13 protein-coding genes are annotated in these 18,961 nt (G+C 54.9%); 4 read left to right on the top strand and 9 right to left on the bottom strand.

The features are described 5' to 3' along the window. Positions 1 to 1,082 precede the first annotated feature (1,082 nt). The 3 genes from CVU60_15715 to CVU60_15705 all read left to right on the top strand — a co-directional run bounded on the left by CVU60_15715 (position 1,083) and on the right by CVU60_15705 (position 7,196). On the top strand, positions 1,083 to 3,833 hold the full coding sequence (locus CVU60_15715) for a hypothetical protein (protein ID PKN40437.1): 2,751 nt from the start codon (positions 1,083 to 1,085) through the stop codon (positions 3,831 to 3,833). Between the two features lie 211 nt (positions 3,834 to 4,044). Further along, entirely contained in the window at positions 4,045 to 5,616 is a 1,572-nt protein-coding gene (locus CVU60_15710) for a glycosyl transferase family 2 (protein PKN40436.1), read from the top strand. After that, the gene (locus CVU60_15705; GenBank protein PKN40435.1) at positions 5,613 to 7,196 is read left to right on the top strand and encodes a glycosyltransferase family 2 protein; all 1,584 of its coding nucleotides are present in this window, start codon (positions 5,613 to 5,615) and stop codon (positions 7,194 to 7,196) included. Before CVU60_15710 ends, CVU60_15705 begins: the two co-directional genes overlap by 4 nt. Positions 7,197 to 7,328: 132 nt before the next feature. On the opposite strand, the gene CVU60_15700 is transcribed toward CVU60_15705, so the two are convergent. Genes CVU60_15700 through CVU60_15685 form a run of 4 tightly spaced genes read right to left on the bottom strand, consistent with a single transcriptional unit; the run spans position 7,329 to position 11,953 of the window. Beyond that, the gene (locus CVU60_15700; protein ID PKN40434.1) at positions 7,329 to 8,663 is read right to left on the bottom strand and encodes an amine oxidase; all 1,335 of its coding nucleotides are present in this window, start codon (positions 8,661 to 8,663) and stop codon (positions 7,329 to 7,331) included. Beyond that, positions 8,660 to 10,309: a glycosyltransferase family 2 protein gene (locus CVU60_15695; protein ID PKN40433.1), complete on the bottom strand. Its 1,650-nt coding sequence runs from the start codon at positions 10,307 to 10,309 to the stop codon at positions 8,660 to 8,662. The genes CVU60_15700 and CVU60_15695 overlap by 4 nt, the downstream gene beginning before the upstream one ends. Position 10,310: 1 nt before the next feature. Continuing rightward, positions 10,311 to 11,039: a hypothetical protein gene (locus CVU60_15690; GenBank protein ID PKN40432.1), complete on the bottom strand. Its 729-nt coding sequence runs from the start codon at positions 11,037 to 11,039 to the stop codon at positions 10,311 to 10,313. Continuing rightward, the gene (locus CVU60_15685) at positions 11,036 to 11,953 is read right to left on the bottom strand and encodes a glycosyltransferase (GenBank protein PKN40486.1); all 918 of its coding nucleotides are present in this window, start codon (positions 11,951 to 11,953) and stop codon (positions 11,036 to 11,038) included. The genes CVU60_15690 and CVU60_15685 overlap by 4 nt, the downstream gene beginning before the upstream one ends. Positions 11,954 to 12,377: 424 nt before the next feature. Between CVU60_15685 and CVU60_15680 the strand changes: the two genes are divergently transcribed. After that, positions 12,378 to 13,616 (top strand): glycosyltransferase family 2 protein, encoded by a 1,239-nt coding sequence (locus CVU60_15680; protein PKN40431.1) that lies wholly within the window; start codon positions 12,378 to 12,380, stop codon positions 13,614 to 13,616. Between the two features lie 188 nt (positions 13,617 to 13,804). On the opposite strand, the gene CVU60_15675 is transcribed toward CVU60_15680, so the two are convergent. The 5 genes from CVU60_15675 to CVU60_15655 all read right to left on the bottom strand — a co-directional run bounded on the left by CVU60_15675 (position 13,805) and on the right by CVU60_15655 (position 18,437). Next, a complete protein-coding gene (locus CVU60_15675; GenBank protein ID PKN40430.1) occupies positions 13,805 to 15,445 on the bottom strand; it encodes an acyl-CoA synthetase in 1,641 nt (546 codons plus the stop codon). Positions 15,446 to 15,518: 73 nt separating this feature from the next. Then, entirely contained in the window at positions 15,519 to 16,079 is a 561-nt protein-coding gene (locus CVU60_15670; GenBank protein ID PKN40429.1) for a DNA-binding protein, read from the bottom strand. A 110-nt stretch (positions 16,080 to 16,189) separates the two neighbouring features. Next, positions 16,190 to 16,498 carry a glycoside hydrolase gene (locus tag CVU60_15665; GenBank protein ID PKN40428.1) on the bottom strand — a complete coding sequence of 103 codons (309 nt, stop codon included), beginning with the start codon at positions 16,496 to 16,498 and terminating at the stop codon, positions 16,190 to 16,192. Next, the gene (locus tag CVU60_15660) at positions 16,495 to 17,976 is read right to left on the bottom strand and encodes a glycogen synthase GlgA (protein ID PKN40427.1); all 1,482 of its coding nucleotides are present in this window, start codon (positions 17,974 to 17,976) and stop codon (positions 16,495 to 16,497) included. Before CVU60_15660 ends, CVU60_15665 begins: the two co-directional genes overlap by 4 nt. Continuing rightward, positions 17,973 to 18,437 carry an NUDIX hydrolase gene (locus tag CVU60_15655; GenBank protein ID PKN40426.1) on the bottom strand — a complete coding sequence of 155 codons (465 nt, stop codon included), beginning with the start codon at positions 18,435 to 18,437 and terminating at the stop codon, positions 17,973 to 17,975. The genes CVU60_15660 and CVU60_15655 overlap by 4 nt, the downstream gene beginning before the upstream one ends. Between the last annotated feature and the right edge of the window lie 524 nt (positions 18,438 to 18,961).

Below are 18,961 nucleotides of genomic sequence, written 5' to 3'. Positions count from 1 at the left end.
CATAGACATAAACACAATAATATCACAACATACATTCTCATCAAAAGATATAAACACAGTTCTCGACATAAGATGCAGGCACGGGAGACTGGATCATACACTTTTACGCAATAAAGCCTTAACCGGAACATACTATGAAATAGACATCTTGCCCGAACACGCTTCATGGTGCAAACAATCCCTGAGTCCACACGGACCATTTTATTTCAGACACATAGGCATTCACAACGCACGATACAACCCATCCGGAAAATATCATGCCAGAGACCTGGGCTTTTCAGACATGCAAAAAGTCGACGTTGTGACATCTTACAGTGCATTCAAACACATACACCAAGAAGATATCCGTTTAGATATAAAAAAAAAGCCAAATCAACATTAAAAAAACACGGGAAAATTGCTATTTACCGCATTTTTGCAAAATAAAACAAGTATCACCGGAGAAAAAAAGGGACATTAAGCTATCCAATGAAATTTGAATTAAATTCACACACAAAATACTACAACATTGAAGATTCACTCCACGCAATTGATTACAAAAAAGATTTTCTAACTTCATGATTACGTCTTATGAACTAAAAATTGAAAAAAATATACTTGGTGAATAGTGCGAAAATACTTTTCTCAGCAACATCGACCTATTTCAGGATTTAATAATCGCAGCACAATAAAAATTATATTTTATATAGACAACAAAACAGTCACAATACAAAATTCAAAAATCTACAAAGTAGCACTCAACTTACCTTATTCAAAGGCAATTACAAAACCCACCATAAAACCGCAACAATCCGCATTCCAACGTTGCGACCAACCAACCGACGAACCACATGTAAAAACACCCAAACAAGCAACACCATGCACTGACGGGCACCAGACCAAAAATTTCCCAGGGGAGACACCGCCACCCCCACTATCGCCAGAAACGGCACAAATCATGCAATATTTTCACATCAGACCCGCATCCCTGCTGTCAAAACACCTGCACCGGGTTCATCCCGCGAACAGAGAGTACGACATAACCGCAGACAGAAATAATTAAATATCAAAAAAGCATCACTTATTCATAGCAAATACAAATAATGAGAATCAGCATGACAACAGCACCTCCAACACCCCAAAAAAGCCTAGAAGACACGGTATCGCGTAACTTCGAGTCAACGAAGCACCCACATAAAATCTTCGAAGATGCGGTAGATTTTCTTACATACAAAGGAGAGTCCGCAATACTCTCTGAATGGATAATTAAATATCTAACAGCAAATGCTACAATACAAAAACCAAACAAAAGCAAACCAACTGTAAGCATAATTATCCCATGTCACAACTACGGACACTATTTAACAGAATGTATAAACAGCATACTTGTGCAAACATACACCTCTTGGGAAGCAATAATTATCAACGATGGGAGCACCGACAACACCCATGAAATCGCTTTAAATTTTATTACGCAATACCCAAACCACTCAATTCGTTACATCGCGCAAGAATGCCACGGAATCGTTCAACCACGAAATCGTGGAGTAACGCTAGCCAGAGGCGAGTTCATCCTCCCTCTGGACGCTGACGACATCATTGCTCCTGATTTTTTAAACAGAACAGTATCAACACTGCTTAAACATCCTGAATTTGGCTATGTCAGCACCAAGGCCCTTTTTTTCGGCACTGTCAACAGTATATGGCCATCAGAACCATTCAATTGGATCAACCAATTCGTAACTAATCAACAAACAAATTCTACACTTTACAGAAAAACGATGTGGAAAGACATTGGCGGATATAATGAAAAAATGATCCATGGATATATGGATTGGGAATTTTGGATAAGAGCCACAAAGAACGGTTGGGTAGGAACGCAAATACCCGAGCCGCTTTTTTTTTATAGAAGAAAAACAGACTCAGTTGTAATGCGAGCTAAAAGTAAAGACATACGCATAAAAGAACAAATCGTAAAATTACATCCAGACGTATACGACACCACCAAGCTCAGCCAGGTCAAAGACGAGATGTGTCGTCAGAATTGGATTCCAGCATCGTTAATTCGTAATGATTTTAGAATTAAAGAAATTTCAAGCAACTCCATCAAAAACATTCAACAATTCCAAGCTGAAAAAATACTTCTGAATCTACTCGAACAACTGCTGCCGTCCATGAAAGCGTTATTCACCAAGCCTGAAGCGGGCACTGGCGACCCTTCGGTTTTCCACGACTTGTCGTCCAGATTATCCAAAAAATCAGAAGAATTTTTAGAACGCGGCGAACCTGAAAAAGCCATTGAATTCGCCGCATCCCTTTTAGCGCTCTTCCCCACCAATACCACCGCGGCCACCTTAACTATACAGATCCTCACACGAAGCTCAAAAATACAAGAAGCCTACTCCCTTGCCAAACACTACCAGGCATTATTCCCAACGGATCGCCCTCTTCGCACAATCACCGCAACTCTTTTAAAAATATCCGCGCTGATTACATCGAACTCGGCCAGAGCCATGGCCCTGCTTGATGCGGCATGCATACTCTCACCGGGAACAAAGGAATTATTGGCTGAATTCGCATCCCTCGCTAATGAAAAAGGCCAATCGGAAACTGCAAGACATGCGCTAGCAATGATTCGTAACAAACCAACTACGACAGACTTTGATACTCCTTCTATCTGGTACGTAACTGATATATTTGGATTTGGCGCCGGAGGCGTCAACGGAGTAACACAAGCTAAATTCATGACACTCTCCTCCATTATCCGAGGCATTAACGGACCGCATGTGACTGTAATAACCAAGTGGCATTCTGATCTTCCAGAGGCCCTTGCAGAATTTGCCACGTTTTCCGAGCACGTTTGCGGAGACGATGGATTTCGCTGGCCCTTGTGGATCACCTTGGAACAAGGACAAGAACCAAGCCAAAATCCTCGATGGCATTATTCAGAAAATCCACAATTGATCATTGAGGAAGGAGTTCTTTTGGAAGGTCATCGCTTCCTAAATGACTTACCAAATATACCGACATGCCCCAAGGCATTTATTCACCACACTTCACCTCAACAATACACTGGAGACTTTGAATACAAGAATTTACTTGATGAAGGACTAATCGCATTTAGCCAATATGATCATCACGTATGCGTTTCGAGAAACGTAATACACGATTGGATAAAGATTGATGCCCTAAGTCAAAAAAAATGGACACACATCCCTAACTGCGCGCCAGAAGAGGAAGCAAATCGACTTTTAGAAATTGACAAGAACACACTTCGCAATTCACTCGGCCTTTCAAATGACTCGATGATATACATATGCCTCGCCAGTGTTCAAACACGCAAAGGCCACGACATTCTTCTTGAACAGATGAAAACAGTAATTTCTGAAGTTAAAAATGCACAATTACTCTGCATAGGACCAATTCACGAAGAATGGAGTGGGCAAGATATCGTAAAATATTCGCGTAAACATTTTGATCTTAATCAAGTGCGTTTTTTAGGAGTTCGACGTAACGCCCTTGAATATATTCGAGCTTGCGACTGCTTGGTTTTACCATCAAGAGAAGAAGCTTTGCCTTTGGTTATACTAGAAGCGATGGCCTTAAACATACCTTGTATAGCATCAAATGTTAATGGTATTCCAGAGCTTGTACAACACGGAGTTACAGGCCTCCTTTTTTCATTAGAAAATCAAAACGAATTGGCACTCCACATGATTACTCTTGCCAATAACACCGAACTAGCACACAGCATGGGAAGTAATGCTGGAAAACGATACAAAGAGTTATTTCAAAGAAAACTTCATGCATCTCGATGGAAGAAATTTATTGAATCAATAATCATAGAACAGTAATTATTAATTAACTAAAAGTATATTGTTACATAATCATTTATTCTTCGTATTTAATAAAAAAAATTAAAATTTAATTACATCTATTATTTTAGATAAACTTTCACGAATAAATCAAATCATATATTTGAAAAAAAATAAAAAATAAAATACAAAACTAGACAAATTGATTTTGAAAAATCATCGCCATTCAACTTTAAAAATACAGCACCACATGGATATCCACTTCTTCCAACGCGTCATGAGTCTTCTTGAAACCGCACCAGCCATCTGGGCAGCCCAACGACTCTTAGACGGCACGCCTAACAGGGCGCGCCTCCGATTGGCGCAATCTTTTCTACTCCAGGCGCTCGAAATCTGTCCCTTCGATCCAGACCTGAGCAGACTGGCTCAGACTTTATCCCACCAAGCCGCTGCCCCATGGATAACAGCACCAGTCCAAGGCCCGACCTTGATACAAATCCAGCCCATCCTCGACGCATCACCGCCCGAGGCTTTAATAGCCATGGCTGAAAAGACGGACACTCCTCCCATCCTCACCCACATGGCACTGGCGTCGATCTGGGCCACATGCAATTCTGCGGACCGTTATTCCGAGCTTGTTCATGCTGTTGCAGGGCACGACCCGGACAACCGAGGTCTGCCGTTGCTGGCCTGGGGACTCCATGCTCTGGGACAAGACGATGCCGCCATTATCAAAAACGGCCCTCCGTCATTCTTGGGCGAGGCACTCAAGGCTCATTTGGCAGGACAGGACGGGGACAGAGCGCTGCTTCACCTCCAGCGAGCCTTGGAACTCGAACCCAGCCTGCCGCATCTCGTCGAGCGCATAGCCCAGCTGGACCTTCTGACCCGTCCGCTGCCTGACCCGAATGATTTCCGGGTGCATATCCTCTTCTACAGCTTCAACAAGCTCGAAACCACCATCGCCACCCTGCGCAGCCTTCTGGCCTCAGACATAGGCCCCGCCAAAATCACGCTGCTCAACAACGGCTCCACGGCCTTCGACCCGGAGGAATTTTCTGCCGCCGTGGCCAGTGTGGCCCAGGGCCGCGCGGTCGAACTCATCCACCTGCCGGTCAACATCGGCGCCCCGGCCGCCAGGAACTGGCTGTATCGGCTGCCGCAGGTGCAGGAGGCCGACTATGTCGCCTTTCTGGACGACGACGTCCTGCTTCCTTCCTCCTGGTTGCGCATGTACCTGCAGGACATGGCCGACCACCCCGAGGTCTGCGCCGTAGGGCCAAAGGGTCTGAACCCCAATCCCTTCCGCACGATCCAGTACATCTGGCGCTATTTCGAGGAAGCCGGCGAACGCAAGATCCGCTTCACCAACAACGCACCCATGAATCTCGACCTCGGCCAGTACGACGGACGTCGCCCTTGCCTGTCGGTCATGGGCTGCTGTCATATGTTTGACAGGCGCAAACTCGCCCGTTTGGGCGTTCCGGATTTCGACGTGCGCTTCACTCCCTCGCAAGTCGACGACCTCGAACGCGACATCCAGATCTGGAAACACGGAGGACAAGTTCTTTACGACGGACGCGTGGAAGTGGTGCACATGCAGGACGCAGGACGCACGGCGCCCAAGACGGAAGCTGCCTGGGGGCATGTCTGGGGCAACCACATGAAGATGGAGTTCAAGTTCACGGGCAGGGAACTGCGGGACATCGACGAGAAGGTCCGGGCCGTGGAGGAGAAACACTGGCAGGACTGCTTAGCCAAGGCGTGGGACCTACTGCCCGACAACTGCCGTAAGTTCTGGGCGGAGCAAAGCGAGCAATGAGGGAAGCAGGCTCAAATCTCCTGACTCGACTCAAGGACCTCCTCCCTGAATGGCCCACGGGCCTGGCCGGGCGAAGGCTCATGCTTCGTCACATGGGCAGCCTTCTGGGTCTTCCCCAGACTGCGGATTTCCTTGCACTGGGACACAATCTGGCATTCTGGCGTTGGCAGTTTCTTCCATGGGACCGGCAAACCATCGACACTGCCTCGGCCTTGGCAAAGCTGTCCACCCAGTCCCCCCTCCCCGCCTGGACTCTGGAACAATCTCACGTCAATCAGCACTTCGTCCCGGCCATCCTGGCCATCGCGGAGGGGAGGGCAGATGCTGTCGCCGAACTGTGGATGAAGCACGGCGCAACCTCGGGGCATTCCACGTGGCTGGGAGAAACCTGCCTTTTTTTCATGCAACTGGGTGACGAGGCTCGCGCAAGGATGGTGCTCGAAACGACCACTCTTCCCGACAATCACCCTGTGTGTCTCCACCTGCAGGCGTTGCTTGCGTTTTGCTACGCTCTCCCGGAATCCGCAATCCTGACAATCCGCAACCTGCCCGAAGAGTTCCGCTGGATACGGAGCCTTCTGGAAGCGCAGTGCCTGCTCAGACTGGGTGACCGGGCCGGCACAGTTTTGCTGCAGAAGCTCTGGCGCGAGATTCCCTGGCACCCCAACCTGACCCTCAAGCTCCACGACCTGCTTGTGCCGAAAACCGCCCCGGCCCCGCCCAATGCCGACACCGCGGTTCTGATCTACTCCTGGAACAATGCCGACCTGCTGGAAAAAACCCTGCAAAGCCTGGCGGAGAGCTCCTTTGGTGCGGCATCCGTCCTGATCCTCGACAACGGGTCTGCGGACCACACGCCGACCGTCGTGCAGGCCTCCGCACAACTGTTCGCAGAGCGTCTGAAGAGTTTTCGCCTGCCGGTGAACATCGGCGCTCCGGGAGCTCGAAACTGGCTGCTCCGGCATCCAGAAACAAGCCGTTTCCGCAGACTCGCCTTCGTGGACGACGACGTCCTCCTGCCGCCCGACTGGCTCGGCGAACTCGCGGCGCACGCCCGACGCTCGCCGCGCGGCACCATCGTCGGATGCCGCATCATGGACCAGTCGCCGCGTCGTACCGTGCAGGTGGCTGACGTCAACCTGCTCGCGCCCGATCCGGACGGGGAATTCCTGATCGCCAACGCCGGGTGCGGCGAACTGGATCTCGGCCTGCACGAGTACACCCGCCCCTGCCTGTCCGTGACGGGGTGCTGCCATCTGCTGGACCGCGAACGTGCGGAGGAACTGGGCGGATTCGACCTGCGCTTCAATCCCTCGCAATTCGACGACTTCGAACTGGACCTGCGCAACGCGCTGGGCAGCGGGCACGCTTTCTACGCCGGCCGGACGGCCATCAGGCACTGCCAGCGGTCGAGCCTGAGCCAGGCCGACAGCGACGCCAAGCAGGGTCACATCCAGGGCAATCTGCTCAAGCTCAATTCCAAATACACCCCGGAACAAAAAGCCGAACTGCTGTGCATTAACCGCAAACTGCTCTGGGACGACCTCTTGGCCAAGACACGGGACTTGGAGAATCTATGAACCTTCGCGTTTCGGAAGACGGGTAAGGGCTGCTCGCAAACGCCGCCCTGGCCCTGGAAGGATTGTTCCAGCGCAGTCAATTCTTTCCAAGCATCGAAAACTATCGGCATCTGCAGAAAGCAGCGGCGGGCTTCACCCAATCCGGTACGTCCGTTCCTCCCGTCCCTGCACCATCCGTTCAACCCACTCCACGCCCTGCATGACGGAGTGGTCCATGTTGGCCACTTCGTACTTCCAGCCGCCGAAGCGTCCGCGCGAAAAGACCCGACGTTCTTCCAGCCAAGGCTGCAACACGCCAAGAGCCCGGTCCCGGCCCAGTGTCGGCACCGGATAGCCGTAATCAACGTTCATCTCCCACGTGGAGACGATGGCGTCATCCGCCCGCACAAGGGTCGTCTCCTTGAGGCCGTCGATGACCTTGTCCTGCATCCCTCCCAGATTCTCGGGTTTGCGCCTGGACGAAGAAACCTCGCTCATGAAGCCCATCTGGCTGCCCGGCATGGCGACGTTATTGGGCGAATAGTTGTGGAAATTCGTCACCCTGTAAAACGGACAGTTCGACTCGGGAAAATACATCCAGCACGTCGGATCTTGGCGCAACCCGTCCACGCCCACACCGGAAACGAAAACGCTGTTATGCTCCAGGTCGGCTGCGGCGCGGTGCAACTCGTCGGATTCGGGCCGGATCCAGTCCTGAACGAGCCTGTCCAGAGGGCCGGTGTTCAGAAGATATTCCCATTCCACCCGCTCCCCGCCGGCGAGTTCCACGGTCTTCCCTTCAAGGTCCACCCGCACAACGTGGGCGTTCAGCCGTAGATGCCCCCCCGCGCTGGCTGCCAGACGGTTGAAGATGTCACCCGTGCCGCCGTGTAGAGGAAAGCGGAACGTGTTGTTCGGCCCCCAGCCCGCGTCATCGAGACCAAGAATGAGGTTCTTGAGCACCCCTTCCAGATCGACCACGGACACCCGCTCGCCGATCCAGGAATACTGCATGAGTTCCGGCGGAGTAGCCCAGACCTTGAAATTGTAAGGCCGCATGAAAAGACGCGCGATGCCTGCCCCGAAAACGTAGTCGATCCAGTCGCTAAAGTTAGCGAGTTGCGGAGAACGCTCCCGGAGCAGTCCCTGCACACACTCCCAAACCAGCTCCCTTGGAAGATGGCGAATGTTGTTCTGGAACGGGTACGGCACCCACGTGTCGGCCATGCGTACCCGGGCGATGCGCTGATGTTCGAGCCGTTCGCCCCCGAGCAGGTCGTCGAGCAGGCTGTTGAAGTACTCGTAGCGCGAAAACACCACATGCCCGCCGATGTCCCAGGTGAAGCCGGCGGAGTCCCTGAAGCTCGCGGCCAACCCGCCGGCATGGCCGTCCCTTTCCAGGATCACGAAATCCCTCTCGCCGAGTTCAAGCAACCTGTGCGCCGCACCGAGCCCCGTAGGACCAGCGCCGATGATCACGTATTTCATCCGTCCCCCTCGGTCAGCCAGCGCATGACCCTGTCGCGCTTCTTCATGAAATCCCGAAGCAACACCTCGGACTCCCAGGCCATAATCCGGCCGTATTCCTCTGCGGAGTATTTCATCTGCAGTTTGTGCATGTTACCCAACGCATTGCCGAACTCCGGGGTACTCGTGTACGAGCTTTTGCCTGTCCGCTTCTTGTGCCGGATACTCAGGAAACCCTGATAGACGGCATAACTGCCGTTCATGTTGAGGCGGATGTCATGTTCCAGGTCATCAAATTGGGAAGGCGAAAAGCGCAGATCGAACCCGCCGCTCTCCTGCAACCGGTCCATGCGGAAGAGATGGCAACAGCCCGTGACCGAGGCGCAGGGCCGCATGTAATCGAACTGCCCGAAATCCAGGGTCTGATGCTGCAAATCCGAAACTTTGAAGCGCCGATTCCCTTGCTCCGCCTCTTCGAAAAGGGGCGGCAACAGATGCAGATCCACGCTCTGCAGCACGCCGGGCTGGGCATGATCGACCACCTTGCAGCCCCACACCCCGGCCTCTGGATAGGCCTGCACTGCCACGCCAAGCCTGCCCAGCCAATCGCCGGGCAACTCAACGTCGTCATCCAGATAGACCATCCACCGGCACTCGCGGATTTCAGGCACGCTCATGAGCCAGTTCCGGGCCGCCGGGGCCCCTATGTTGACGTGCAGCGAAATGCGGTGCAACCGCGCCCCCGCCTTGTCCTGCCACGCGGCAAGTACAGCGGCGGTGCCATCCGTGCTTCCGTTGTCCAGTACCCAGACGGGATTATCGCCAATGTCCGAGGCGAACAGGCTCTCCAATGTCACATCCAACTCCGCGGCCTTGTTGAAAGAGTAGAGGGCGATGGCTACCTTGCCATCCAATCTTTCCCGGCGGCTGCCTGAATTCTCCCTGACATCGAAAAGGCGCAGCGTTTCCCCAACCATCCAGGGCGCTTGAGACAGGGCGTCGCGCCACAGGGCGCGCGCCTCGTCCTGTCGCCCCCCGGCCCACATCCGCTCCGCCCGCCGCCAGAACGCGTCCCAGCCCAAGGCCTTGCCATAGGATCCGCAGGCGGCGTCCTGTTGCCCGGAAATCCAGGTTACGTCTCCGGCCAGGAGCTTGCGACAGGGTTCAAGTCCGGACCAGTCCTGACGCAGCACGAACCCAAGGAGTTCCTGATCCTGCTCAAACATTCCCAACGTAAGAGCCTGCTGCCACCAGTACAGATTGCCCTGGTCCTTGCCGAACTGGGTCAGCAGAAATCGCCTGATCTTCTCGGTATCTCGACTCTCAGCCAGACGGCTATAGTAACGCAAGTCATCGGGCTTGCGCCATCTCTCCGCCACGTGTCGCAGCAAAGCCTTGTTCCTGGCGTTCACGCGGGGCCACTTCTCATCGAGGCTCAAAAGCTGGGCCGCAATCTGCCCGTCAAGCGGATCCTTGCTCCAGGCGGCCTGCAAAAGATCAAGTCCCAGGTCCAGAAATATTCCTTGCGTGCCGCCTGACTGGGCCTGAGCCCCGACAAGCAGTTCCTGAGCCAGATGCATCAGATGCAACTTGCCCTCGCTGCCGACGAGCAGCCCCCGTTTTACGGACTCGGGCAGAAGATTCCACGTGACAGCGAATGCATCCATTTCAGTACTCCGAATATTCAAGGCTCAGTCGGTTAAAAATCTGCCGATGATCCGGCCCTAGCCGGGCGGACAAGAAAGCATGCTCCTGCCGGGCGGCCTCGTCCATAAAACCGGGTATGGTACGAGCGGTTTCGTGATAATGATGACGCATGACCAGGGTATGGTCCACGGCCAGGCCCCAGCCCAGACCCGGGGCAGGCAGAGAAAACATCACATCCACTCCGTAGCCCAGAGGGTTGTCCGACCAGTCGAGTCCGGCCTCGCGCCAGTATGCAAGGGAAATGAGCGGCGCGATGCCGTCCATATACGCCACGGTTCGAAAATCCCCTCCGGCCAGACACTCCATATGCCTGTGATACGGATTGACGTTTACTGCAGGAGAATACACGGCCACCCTGCCGATGCGCTTTTCAATCTGCTGCAATCGATGCCAAGCATAACCCACGACGGGACCGCTCCGCAAAAACACGATATCGTTGTTCAAAAACCATAAATGCGAAAAACCTTCGGAGGCGGCCTGCTCCAGCATATGCGCCAGCGCTCCGGCCCAGTATGTGTTCCCGGCCACCCGCTTCCACGCCTGCGGATAGGGTTCCGGGGCGGCGTTATCAAGCACGCGGACATCTCTCCCGCCCAACTGCGTCTGAAGCTGCGCATGCAGACGAGCCGTAGTCCGCACCGCTCCATAGTGCAGAATGACCGTCAACAGTCTTGCGTTCTCGACGGTCATAGCTTGACCAACTCCCCCAACTGATCTGCCTGCCCATAGGCCGCGACTGTACGCTGAGCATTCTGTCCAATTGCCGATAGCACCAATCCTCCAGTCCTCTTCACGGCCATGGCCCGCTCCAATCCAAGCGCAGCGCCCAATACGTCCCCGTCCGCCGACCACCAGCCGTTGCCAGTCCAGAGCACATCACGCAGCGCATACCCATGCGGCGCATAGCCGTGCATCTCGATCTGACGCATGTAATCCCAGCCGCCAAAGCCGGTGAAACCCACGCACAGGCAGCCGCAGGCCATGGCCTCCAAGGGTGGGAGCGGGCAGCCTTCGGGGAAGCCCGTAACCAGAAAAACATGGCAGGAACGCAGCGTCTCGGCCACGCCGGGACGGTCCAGACCGTGGATGGGCACCCACTGCACCTGGGCCTTGGGGTTGCGCTCCTCGAAGATACGCCGGATCTGTTCGGCCAGAGCCTTGTTCTTGCGCGGCATGAAGCCGATGCGGAGCGTTCCGCCGGGCTTGGATTCAGGGGGGTGGAAGAGCCCGGAGTCCAAGGCCGGGCGAATGATCGGCGGGCGCTCGCCCAGCACCTGTTCCATGTGCCAGGCCACGGGGCCTGACACTGCTATAAACTCCACAGGCAAATCCCGCCAGTGCACTCCCGGCTCCAGGCCATGAAAGAGATAGGACCAATTCTGGCAGTAGACCAGGGTCCTGCATCCGCGCTTCAGACCCAGCACCAGGGCGTTGGGCCAGCCCTCGGGGACCACGTAGGATTCCCCTTCCTTCATGCCTGCCTCGCCCGCCCTGACCCACGGCAGGCCCTGGCATTCAATCCCGACAGGAGGATTTTCCCAATACAGAATACCCCCGAGCCGGCCCAGGTTCTGCAACTGCCGGGCGATCTGTAAGAGCACCATGCACCCGCCGGACATGACCCCCAGGGGCGGATAGAAAATCCACACTTTCATGCCCCCCCCTGCCTCCCGGACTGAAATTTGACTGAAACTGAAGTCATGCTGTCCGGTTAGCAAAATAAAGGCCACGGCTCAAAACGACATTTCTTTGGATCCATCAAATCACTCCGAATCAACCAGACTCTCACCTCGTCCCTCTGCTCCTGATCCCACCGAGAAATTTAAGATCACTAAAAATTGGAGATCGATCCCTAGCGATGACGCTCTTGCCAAGCGCTTCTATCTGGCCTTACAAAACATCAGTCGAAAGTGGACCTTGCTGATTCAAGATTGAAAGACCGCGTTGATCAGATTCAGTGCCCCGTTTAAAGACAGGGTGAAAAGTCTTTAACAGAACCGCTTACACAAATTCCGGACACCTTTGATAATGCCAACACAACCCAGCAGAGCATCCATCATAATCCCTGTGTTCAATCAATGGGAATTCACTTCGACGTGCCTGCATTCGTTACGCAGGCACACAGCGGAGAATATCGAAATCATCGTCGTCGACAACGCGTCGACGGATCAAACCCGAGAAGAGCTAGACGCATTGGGGGCATCACTTTGGGGCGATTCTTTCCGAGCAATCCATTGCGACCTCAATCATGGCTTTGCCCATGCCTGCAACCTCGGCGCGAATGCGGCCGCATCCCAAACGCTCTTATTCCTGAACAACGACACGGAGTTGACTCCCAACTGGCTTCCGCCGTTGCTTGAAGCTCTGGACGAGGATGCAAGCCTGGGCGGTGTCGGCCCGTTGCTCCTTTATCCGGGCAGCAATCTGGTCCAGCATCTGGGCATTGCCTTTCTGCCCGGAGCGCAGGTGGAGCACCTTTACGAATATTTTCCCGCCGTACACCCACTGATCTTTGCCTCAAGACACCCCAAAGCCATCACCGCGGCGGCGCTGTGCATGCCCAAAAAAATCTTCATGGACGCAGGCGGTTTCTTCGAAGGCTACAAAAACGGCTGCGAAGATATTGACCTTTGTCTGACCCTTGGCGCCAAGGGCTACCGGTTTCGCTGCGTCCCGGAAAGCACCGTCTACCACCATACCAGTCAGACCGTGGGACGTTTCGACAACGACCAGCCCAATTCCGCGCTGCTGCTGTCGAGACACGGGCAGAATCTGACCCCCGACATCCACCATCATGCGCTTGGCGACGGCTACGATATCCGTCTCAACGAATGGCTGCTCGCCTCCGTCTGCCTGTCTCCCGAGCGTGCGACAGCGCTTGACGCCAAGGCCAATGGCGACAATCCACGCCTGTGGCTGGACATGCTCGACCGCGAACCCCTGTGGGAGAAAGGTTACGATCTTCTGGCAGGATGGCTCGATGCGCAGCGCTCTTTTCAGGAAGCCCTGCACATCCGAACCCTGGCGGCGCATTATCACCCGAGCCAGGTGCGCTACATACAGCTGCTCAAGGCGGCCCAGAAAGCAGGCAAGCCTGAACTGGCGCAGCATGCGCTGGAAAAGCTGGAAAAGATCGCAACGGAATCCAAGGATCTGCACCGCAAGGCCATTCGTCGCGTGCAATGGGCAAAATCTTCCGGCGAACCGTTTTGGGAAAAACTCTACCTGGACTGGCTTTCACAGCACGGGACTGCCGCAGGGCGCTGAAAATTTGCGAACAGCAGGGAATTCGCCAGCCCTGAAAAAAAGACACATATCTAAATAAATCGGAGCTTACTCGACATTAATACTCTTAAAAAAGGCCACGCATCACGCATGGCCTCAAAATAAATCCCCCTACCCGGTGTAAGGGACGAGCCCCTTGCGGGATGCGGGGCGGCGCCCCGCTCTCCCTTCTACTTCTCGTCCTTGGCCCGGATTTCAGCGCGTTTGATCTTGCCGCTGATGGTTTTGGGCAGTTCCTTCACGTAGTCGATGATACGCGGGTATTTGTAGGGAGCAGTCACTTTCTTGACGTGGTTCTGCAGCTCTTTGGTCAGTTCCGGCGAGGGCTCGTAGCCTGCAGCCAGGGTGATGGAGGCCTTGACGGCCTGGCCGCGGTCTGGGTCGGGCACGCCGGTCACGGCCGCTTCGACCACGGCGGGATGGGTGATGAGGGCGCTTTCGACCTCGAAGGGGCCGATGCGGTAGCCGGAGCTTTTGATGAGGTCATCGATGCGGCCCAGGAACCAGAAGTAGCCGTCCTCGTCCATCCAGGCCTTGTCGCCGGTGCGGTAGAAGCCGCCGTTCATGACGCTTGCGGTCTTGGCTTCGTCCTGCAGGTAACAGGAGAAGAGGCCCACGGGCCGCTCGGGGTCGATGCGGATGCAGATCTCCCCTTCCACGCCGGGGGGGCAGGGTTCGTCGTTCTCGTCCAGGAGGCGGATGTCCCAGCCGGGGCAGGGCTTGCCGATGGAGCCGGCCTTGGGTTTCATGAACGGGAAGGTGGCGATCTGCAGGGTGGTTTCGGTCTGCCCGTAGCCTTCGTAGATGGGCATGCCCATTTTCTCCACCCAGGTCTCGAACACGCTGTCGTTCAAGAGCTCGCCCGCCGTGGTGCAATGGCGCAGCGCGGAAAGATCGTAAGCTTCCAGATCCTCACGGATAAGGAACCGGTAGACCGTGGGCGGCGCGCAGAAATTGGTGACCTTGTGGTCGGCGATGACCTTAAGGAGCCTCGCCGGTTCGAACTTGCCCCTAAAATCCCAGACAAAGACCACGCCCCCGGCCAGCCATTGCCCGTAGAACTTGCCCCAAGTGGACTTGGCCCAGCCCGTGTCGGCCAGGGTCAGGTGCAGGTTGCCGGGCTCTATGTCGTGCCAGTAGGAACCGGTCATGATGTGCCCGAAGGGGTAGTTGAAATTGTGCAGCACCATCTTGGGGTGCCCTGTGGTGCCGGAAGAAAAGAAGATGGTCGCCGGGTCCTCGCCGCAGGCCGCGTCGGCCGGGCGGGGAAATGTGGGCGCCGCGTCGGCGACGATTTGCGAAAAGCTGTGCCAGTCGCCTTCAGCCTGCGCAATGCCCGCCAGCACCTGCACGGTCAGGCTCGGGCAATCGGGCTTGGCCGCCTCCACGGTGGCGCGCACGGAGGTGTCGACGATGGCGCCCTTGATGGAAGCGAAATTGACCCGGTAGGTGATATCTTTGGCGGTCAGCAGCGCCGGTGACGGCACTCCAAGGGCCCCGAGCTTGTGCAGGGCGAGCATGACGGTCCAGAACTCGACACGGCGGTGCAGGATGATCATGACCTTGTCGCCGCGACCGATGCCGAGGCTTTTTAACGCTCCAGCCAGGCGGCTCGACTGCTCGGAAAAATAACCGAAAGTGTATTCGCAGCGCACATCGGCGTCGTCCACATGGACCATGGCCAGACGCGCCGGGTCTGCTGCTGCGGCGGCGTCGACCATGTCGAAGGCGAAATTGTACTTGTCCGGGATGGTCAGGGAAAAGGATGCCTGAAACTCTTCATAAGACGAAGGACGCAGTTTTGTATGCATGGGTACTCCGATGGTGTTGGATTGATTTTCCGGGATGACGGCTTGCGGGGTGCGAACAGTGGGGGTCCGCACCCTAGATAATCACATCCAGAAACTCGGCCGGTTGGCCGTCCATACCACGCAGGGCGTGAGGAGTACGCGAGGTGAAATACAGGCTGTCGCCGGGCTCCATGACATGAACCGTGGAACCGAGGGTGATTTCGAGCTTGCCGGAGAGGACATAGATGAATTCCTGTCCGGGATGCTCGTTGAAGGTCAGGGCGTGTTTGTCCTTGGCAGGGACGGTGACGACGAAGGGCTCCATCTTGCGGCCGACGAAGCGGTAGGCCAGGCTCTTGTAGTCATAGTCCTTGCGCCGCTCCACGCTCATGCCCTTGCCCTTCTTGACCAGGGACGCGGTGTGCAGATGGGCTTCCTTGCCGGACATGAGCACGGTCAGGTCGACCTGAAAGGCCTGGGCCACGTTGAAAAGATAACTGACCGGAATTTCCTGCTCTCCGGACTCGTACCCGAGGACATCAGCGGACGTCACGCCCACTTGCGCGGCCATATCCTCCTCGCTCAAATCCATGGCGTCCCGCAGCCCCCGCAAACGGGGCGCAATATCCTTATAGGCGGGTTGTTGCGCATCCATAGTCTGCTCCTTGTACTGAAAAATGTATGAAAACAGGGGCAGAAATTACGGACTTTGCGCTCAAAAAGCAATGCGCAAGCGATAATCGAGTAAGGATTTCTGCTTATCAGCTACACTTCAACAACAGAGTTTTCGCAATTGCCGTATTCGCTGTAGCAATAGGAATCCGCGCTCCAGTCATTCTCCCAGCGGTCGTCGTCGAGCAGGTAGCGAAACTGGTACGAGTTTCCGATTGGCAGATCGACGGTCAGCTTGAAGGAGCCGTCCTTGAGCTTTTTCATGGGCAGCGAGTGCATGGCCCAGTCATTGAACTCCCCAACCAGAAAAGCCGTCGCGGTCCCACCCGTGCCATCAGCTGGCAGATGAAATGTGACCTTGCAAATATCCTTTGTTTTCAGGTATTTTTTATCAATACTCATGTCTTCCTCCATGTTTCTAAAAGATCTCCGTGCAGAGATGCATAAACATCCATATACTTACGTGCGGAATTCTCCCAGGAAAAGCGTGTCTGCATGGCGCTGACCTGAACCTCTTTCCAGGCGCTCCGATCTTCCCAGACCCGCACCGCCTTGCGCACAGTGGTCAAAAGCGCTTCCGGGGTGGGATCGGCGAAAATGAACCCGTTGGCCCCGGAACTGGGGTACGGGGTTATGGTGTCCCTGAGGCCGCCCACCGCGGTGGCCACGGGCGGAGTGCCGTAGCTCAGGCTGTACATCTGCGTCAGTCCGCAAGGCTCGTAGCGTGACGGCATGAGAAAGATGTCAGCCCCGGCCTGAATGAGATGCGACATCTCCTCCGTATACCCGATGACACCCACGATTCTGCCAGGGTAGTCCTCCATGATGCTCATGAGTTTGGCCTCGAACTCGGCCTTTCCCTCGCCCAAAACCACCAGCCCCACATTTAGCTTCATGAGTTTGGGAATGATGTCGAGCACGATGTCGATGCCCTTCTGGCCGCGCAGGCGTCCGATGAAACCCAGCAAAGGCCTATCGGCCAACTCGGGAGACAGGCCCAGCATGCCCATGAGATGCTTTTTGCAGTCTTCCTTGCCCTCAGGCTTGTCAGCCGAATAGGTGCACTCCAGGACCTGATCGTTCTCGGGACTCCAGATTGAATAATCCGCACCGTTCAAAATCCCGACCAGATCGGCAGCGCGACGGGTCAGGATGCCCTCCAGGCCGCACCCGAATTCCGGGGTCATGATCTCGGCGGCATAGCTGGGGCTGACCGTGGTGATCTTGTCGGCGTATGCGATCCCGGCCTTGAGCAGGTTGAAACTGTTGTAGAACTCCACGCCCTCCATGTTCCAGGCTTCCAGAGGCAGGCCTGACTGCTCGAACAGTCGGTAGGAAAAACGGCCCTGATAGGCCAGATTGTGGATGGACATGACGGTGCGCACGCCCGTCCAGAAGGGATCGGTGCGCCGCCAGAAGGCCAGGTAGGCCATGGCGAGGCCCGCGTGCCAATCCTGGGCGTGGACGATGCGAGCACCCATGTCGAGATGCCTGATGGCGGAAAGGGCTGCGCGGCAGAAAAAGATGAACCGCTCACAGTTGTCGAAATAATCGCCCTTGTGCGTGCAGTAATACTGACGGCGGTCGAAATATTCGCCGCGCTCGATGAAATATACGGGCAGGCCGTGATAGTCGGCCAGATAGATGTCTGCCGTGGTGTCGGCCCATGGATAGCCCACCGGGCAGTTCTCCTGCACCAGGTGCACGGGGTATTGACCCGTGGACAGCCGGCCGTAGAAGGGCGTGATCACGGCCACGTTCACTCCCATGCGGGACAGGGTCAGGGGCAAAATGCCCATGACGTCGGCCAATCCTCCGGACTTGGAGAACGGATAAATTTCGGAAGTCAGGAAAACAATGTCGTGGGGCGGTGTGATCATGCGCTCCTGCTTATTTTCTTGGCAAAATCAGTAATGATTCTGCGGTGATCAAAGGCAATATCGTCCGGCAATGCATCCAGGGGGAAAAAACGGGCATTCTTGGCGTCGTCTCCGGCGCAAGGAATTGCGTCATCGTCGCACTCCGCCGTGTAGGCCGCGCTCAGGGTATGAAAACGCGGGTCGCGATCAGGATCGGAATAGACACCAAGTAATCCGGTCAGGCGCACGGCAAGTCCGGTTTCCTCCTGCGCCTCGCGAACGGCAGCCTGCTCGGCGCTTTCCCCGCAATCGATGAACCCGCCGGGCAAGGCCCATCCATATGGAGGGTTGCCCCGCTCGATGAGCAGGATCCCTTGTGGGTCGCGGTGGAGAACAATGTCCACCGTGGGGAAAGGATTCCTCTGCGCAACCGTTGAACCGCAATGTGTGCAGACGCGTGTGAATGACCGGGGTTTGTGCATGGCATCCTCGTTCCTTTCTTATGCCAATTCTCTTCAAATTTGCCTAGCACCATTTGTCCGGGACTTGAAGCGGGGAAACTAGGCTACGCAGAATCGTTACAAAAGAAATCAAGACGCCTTGAAAATCCTCTGCCCGGATTTGTGACCAGGGCAGCGCGCAAAAGCGCAAGTCCCCTTTTTCGCGAAGGATTCAAGCCTCCAACGCGTTGGCCATGAACGGTCGGTACAAAAAATTATGGGGGGAAATTTGCGTGAACCCGCCCGCTCATCGAGGCTGGGGGCCATTTTCCGGAGATCAAACAAAATCGGCCCCCGGACCGTTAGGTGCGGGGGCCGATTTTGGCAAAAAGAGGAAGTTATTTTCTAATTAGCAAAGGGCGGGCCAAAACAATTTTCGCTTCAATTTTTATCTATTAAAACAACAAATATCTGAAATTAAACATCTTTATTTCAATGCCACATCTCCCAAATCCGCTCAAAAAATTCAATTTTTTCAACCCTGATTTCTTCAAAGCCCGGTACAG

The sequence above is a fragment of the Deltaproteobacteria bacterium HGW-Deltaproteobacteria-18 genome (assembly GCA_002841885.1).
Taxonomy (GTDB): Bacteria; Desulfobacterota; Desulfovibrionia; order Desulfovibrionales; family Desulfomicrobiaceae; genus Desulfomicrobium.
Note: the sequence above shows the minus strand (reverse complement) of the source record. Positions and strands in the feature narration are given on the sequence as shown.

Coding starts and splice junctions, on each gene's coding strand:
- CVU60_15685 (PKN40486.1), bottom strand. CDS start 11,953: ATGGTGCTCTTACAGATCGCCCGGCAGTTGCAGAACCTGGGCCGGCTC.
- CVU60_15705 (PKN40435.1), top strand. CDS start 5,613: ATGAGGGAAGCAGGCTCAAATCTCCTGACTCGACTCAAGGACCTCCTC.
- CVU60_15715 (PKN40437.1), top strand. CDS start 1,083: ATGAGAATCAGCATGACAACAGCACCTCCAACACCCCAAAAAAGCCTA.
- CVU60_15695 (PKN40433.1), bottom strand. CDS start 10,309: ATGGATGCATTCGCTGTCACGTGGAATCTTCTGCCCGAGTCCGTAAAA.
- CVU60_15700 (PKN40434.1), bottom strand. CDS start 8,663: ATGAAATACGTGATCATCGGCGCTGGTCCTACGGGGCTCGGTGCGGCG.
- CVU60_15675 (PKN40430.1), bottom strand. CDS start 15,445: ATGCATACAAAACTGCGTCCTTCGTCTTATGAAGAGTTTCAGGCATCC.
- CVU60_15660 (PKN40427.1), bottom strand. CDS start 17,976: ATGATCACACCGCCCCACGACATTGTTTTCCTGACTTCCGAAATTTAT.
- CVU60_15710 (PKN40436.1), top strand. CDS start 4,045: ATGGATATCCACTTCTTCCAACGCGTCATGAGTCTTCTTGAAACCGCA.
- CVU60_15680 (PKN40431.1), top strand. CDS start 12,378: ATGCCAACACAACCCAGCAGAGCATCCATCATAATCCCTGTGTTCAAT.
- CVU60_15655 (PKN40426.1), bottom strand. CDS start 18,437: ATGCACAAACCCCGGTCATTCACACGCGTCTGCACACATTGCGGTTCA.
- CVU60_15665 (PKN40428.1), bottom strand. CDS start 16,498: ATGAGTATTGATAAAAAATACCTGAAAACAAAGGATATTTGCAAGGTC.
- CVU60_15670 (PKN40429.1), bottom strand. CDS start 16,079: ATGGATGCGCAACAACCCGCCTATAAGGATATTGCGCCCCGTTTGCGG.
- CVU60_15690 (PKN40432.1), bottom strand. CDS start 11,039: ATGACCGTCGAGAACGCAAGACTGTTGACGGTCATTCTGCACTATGGA.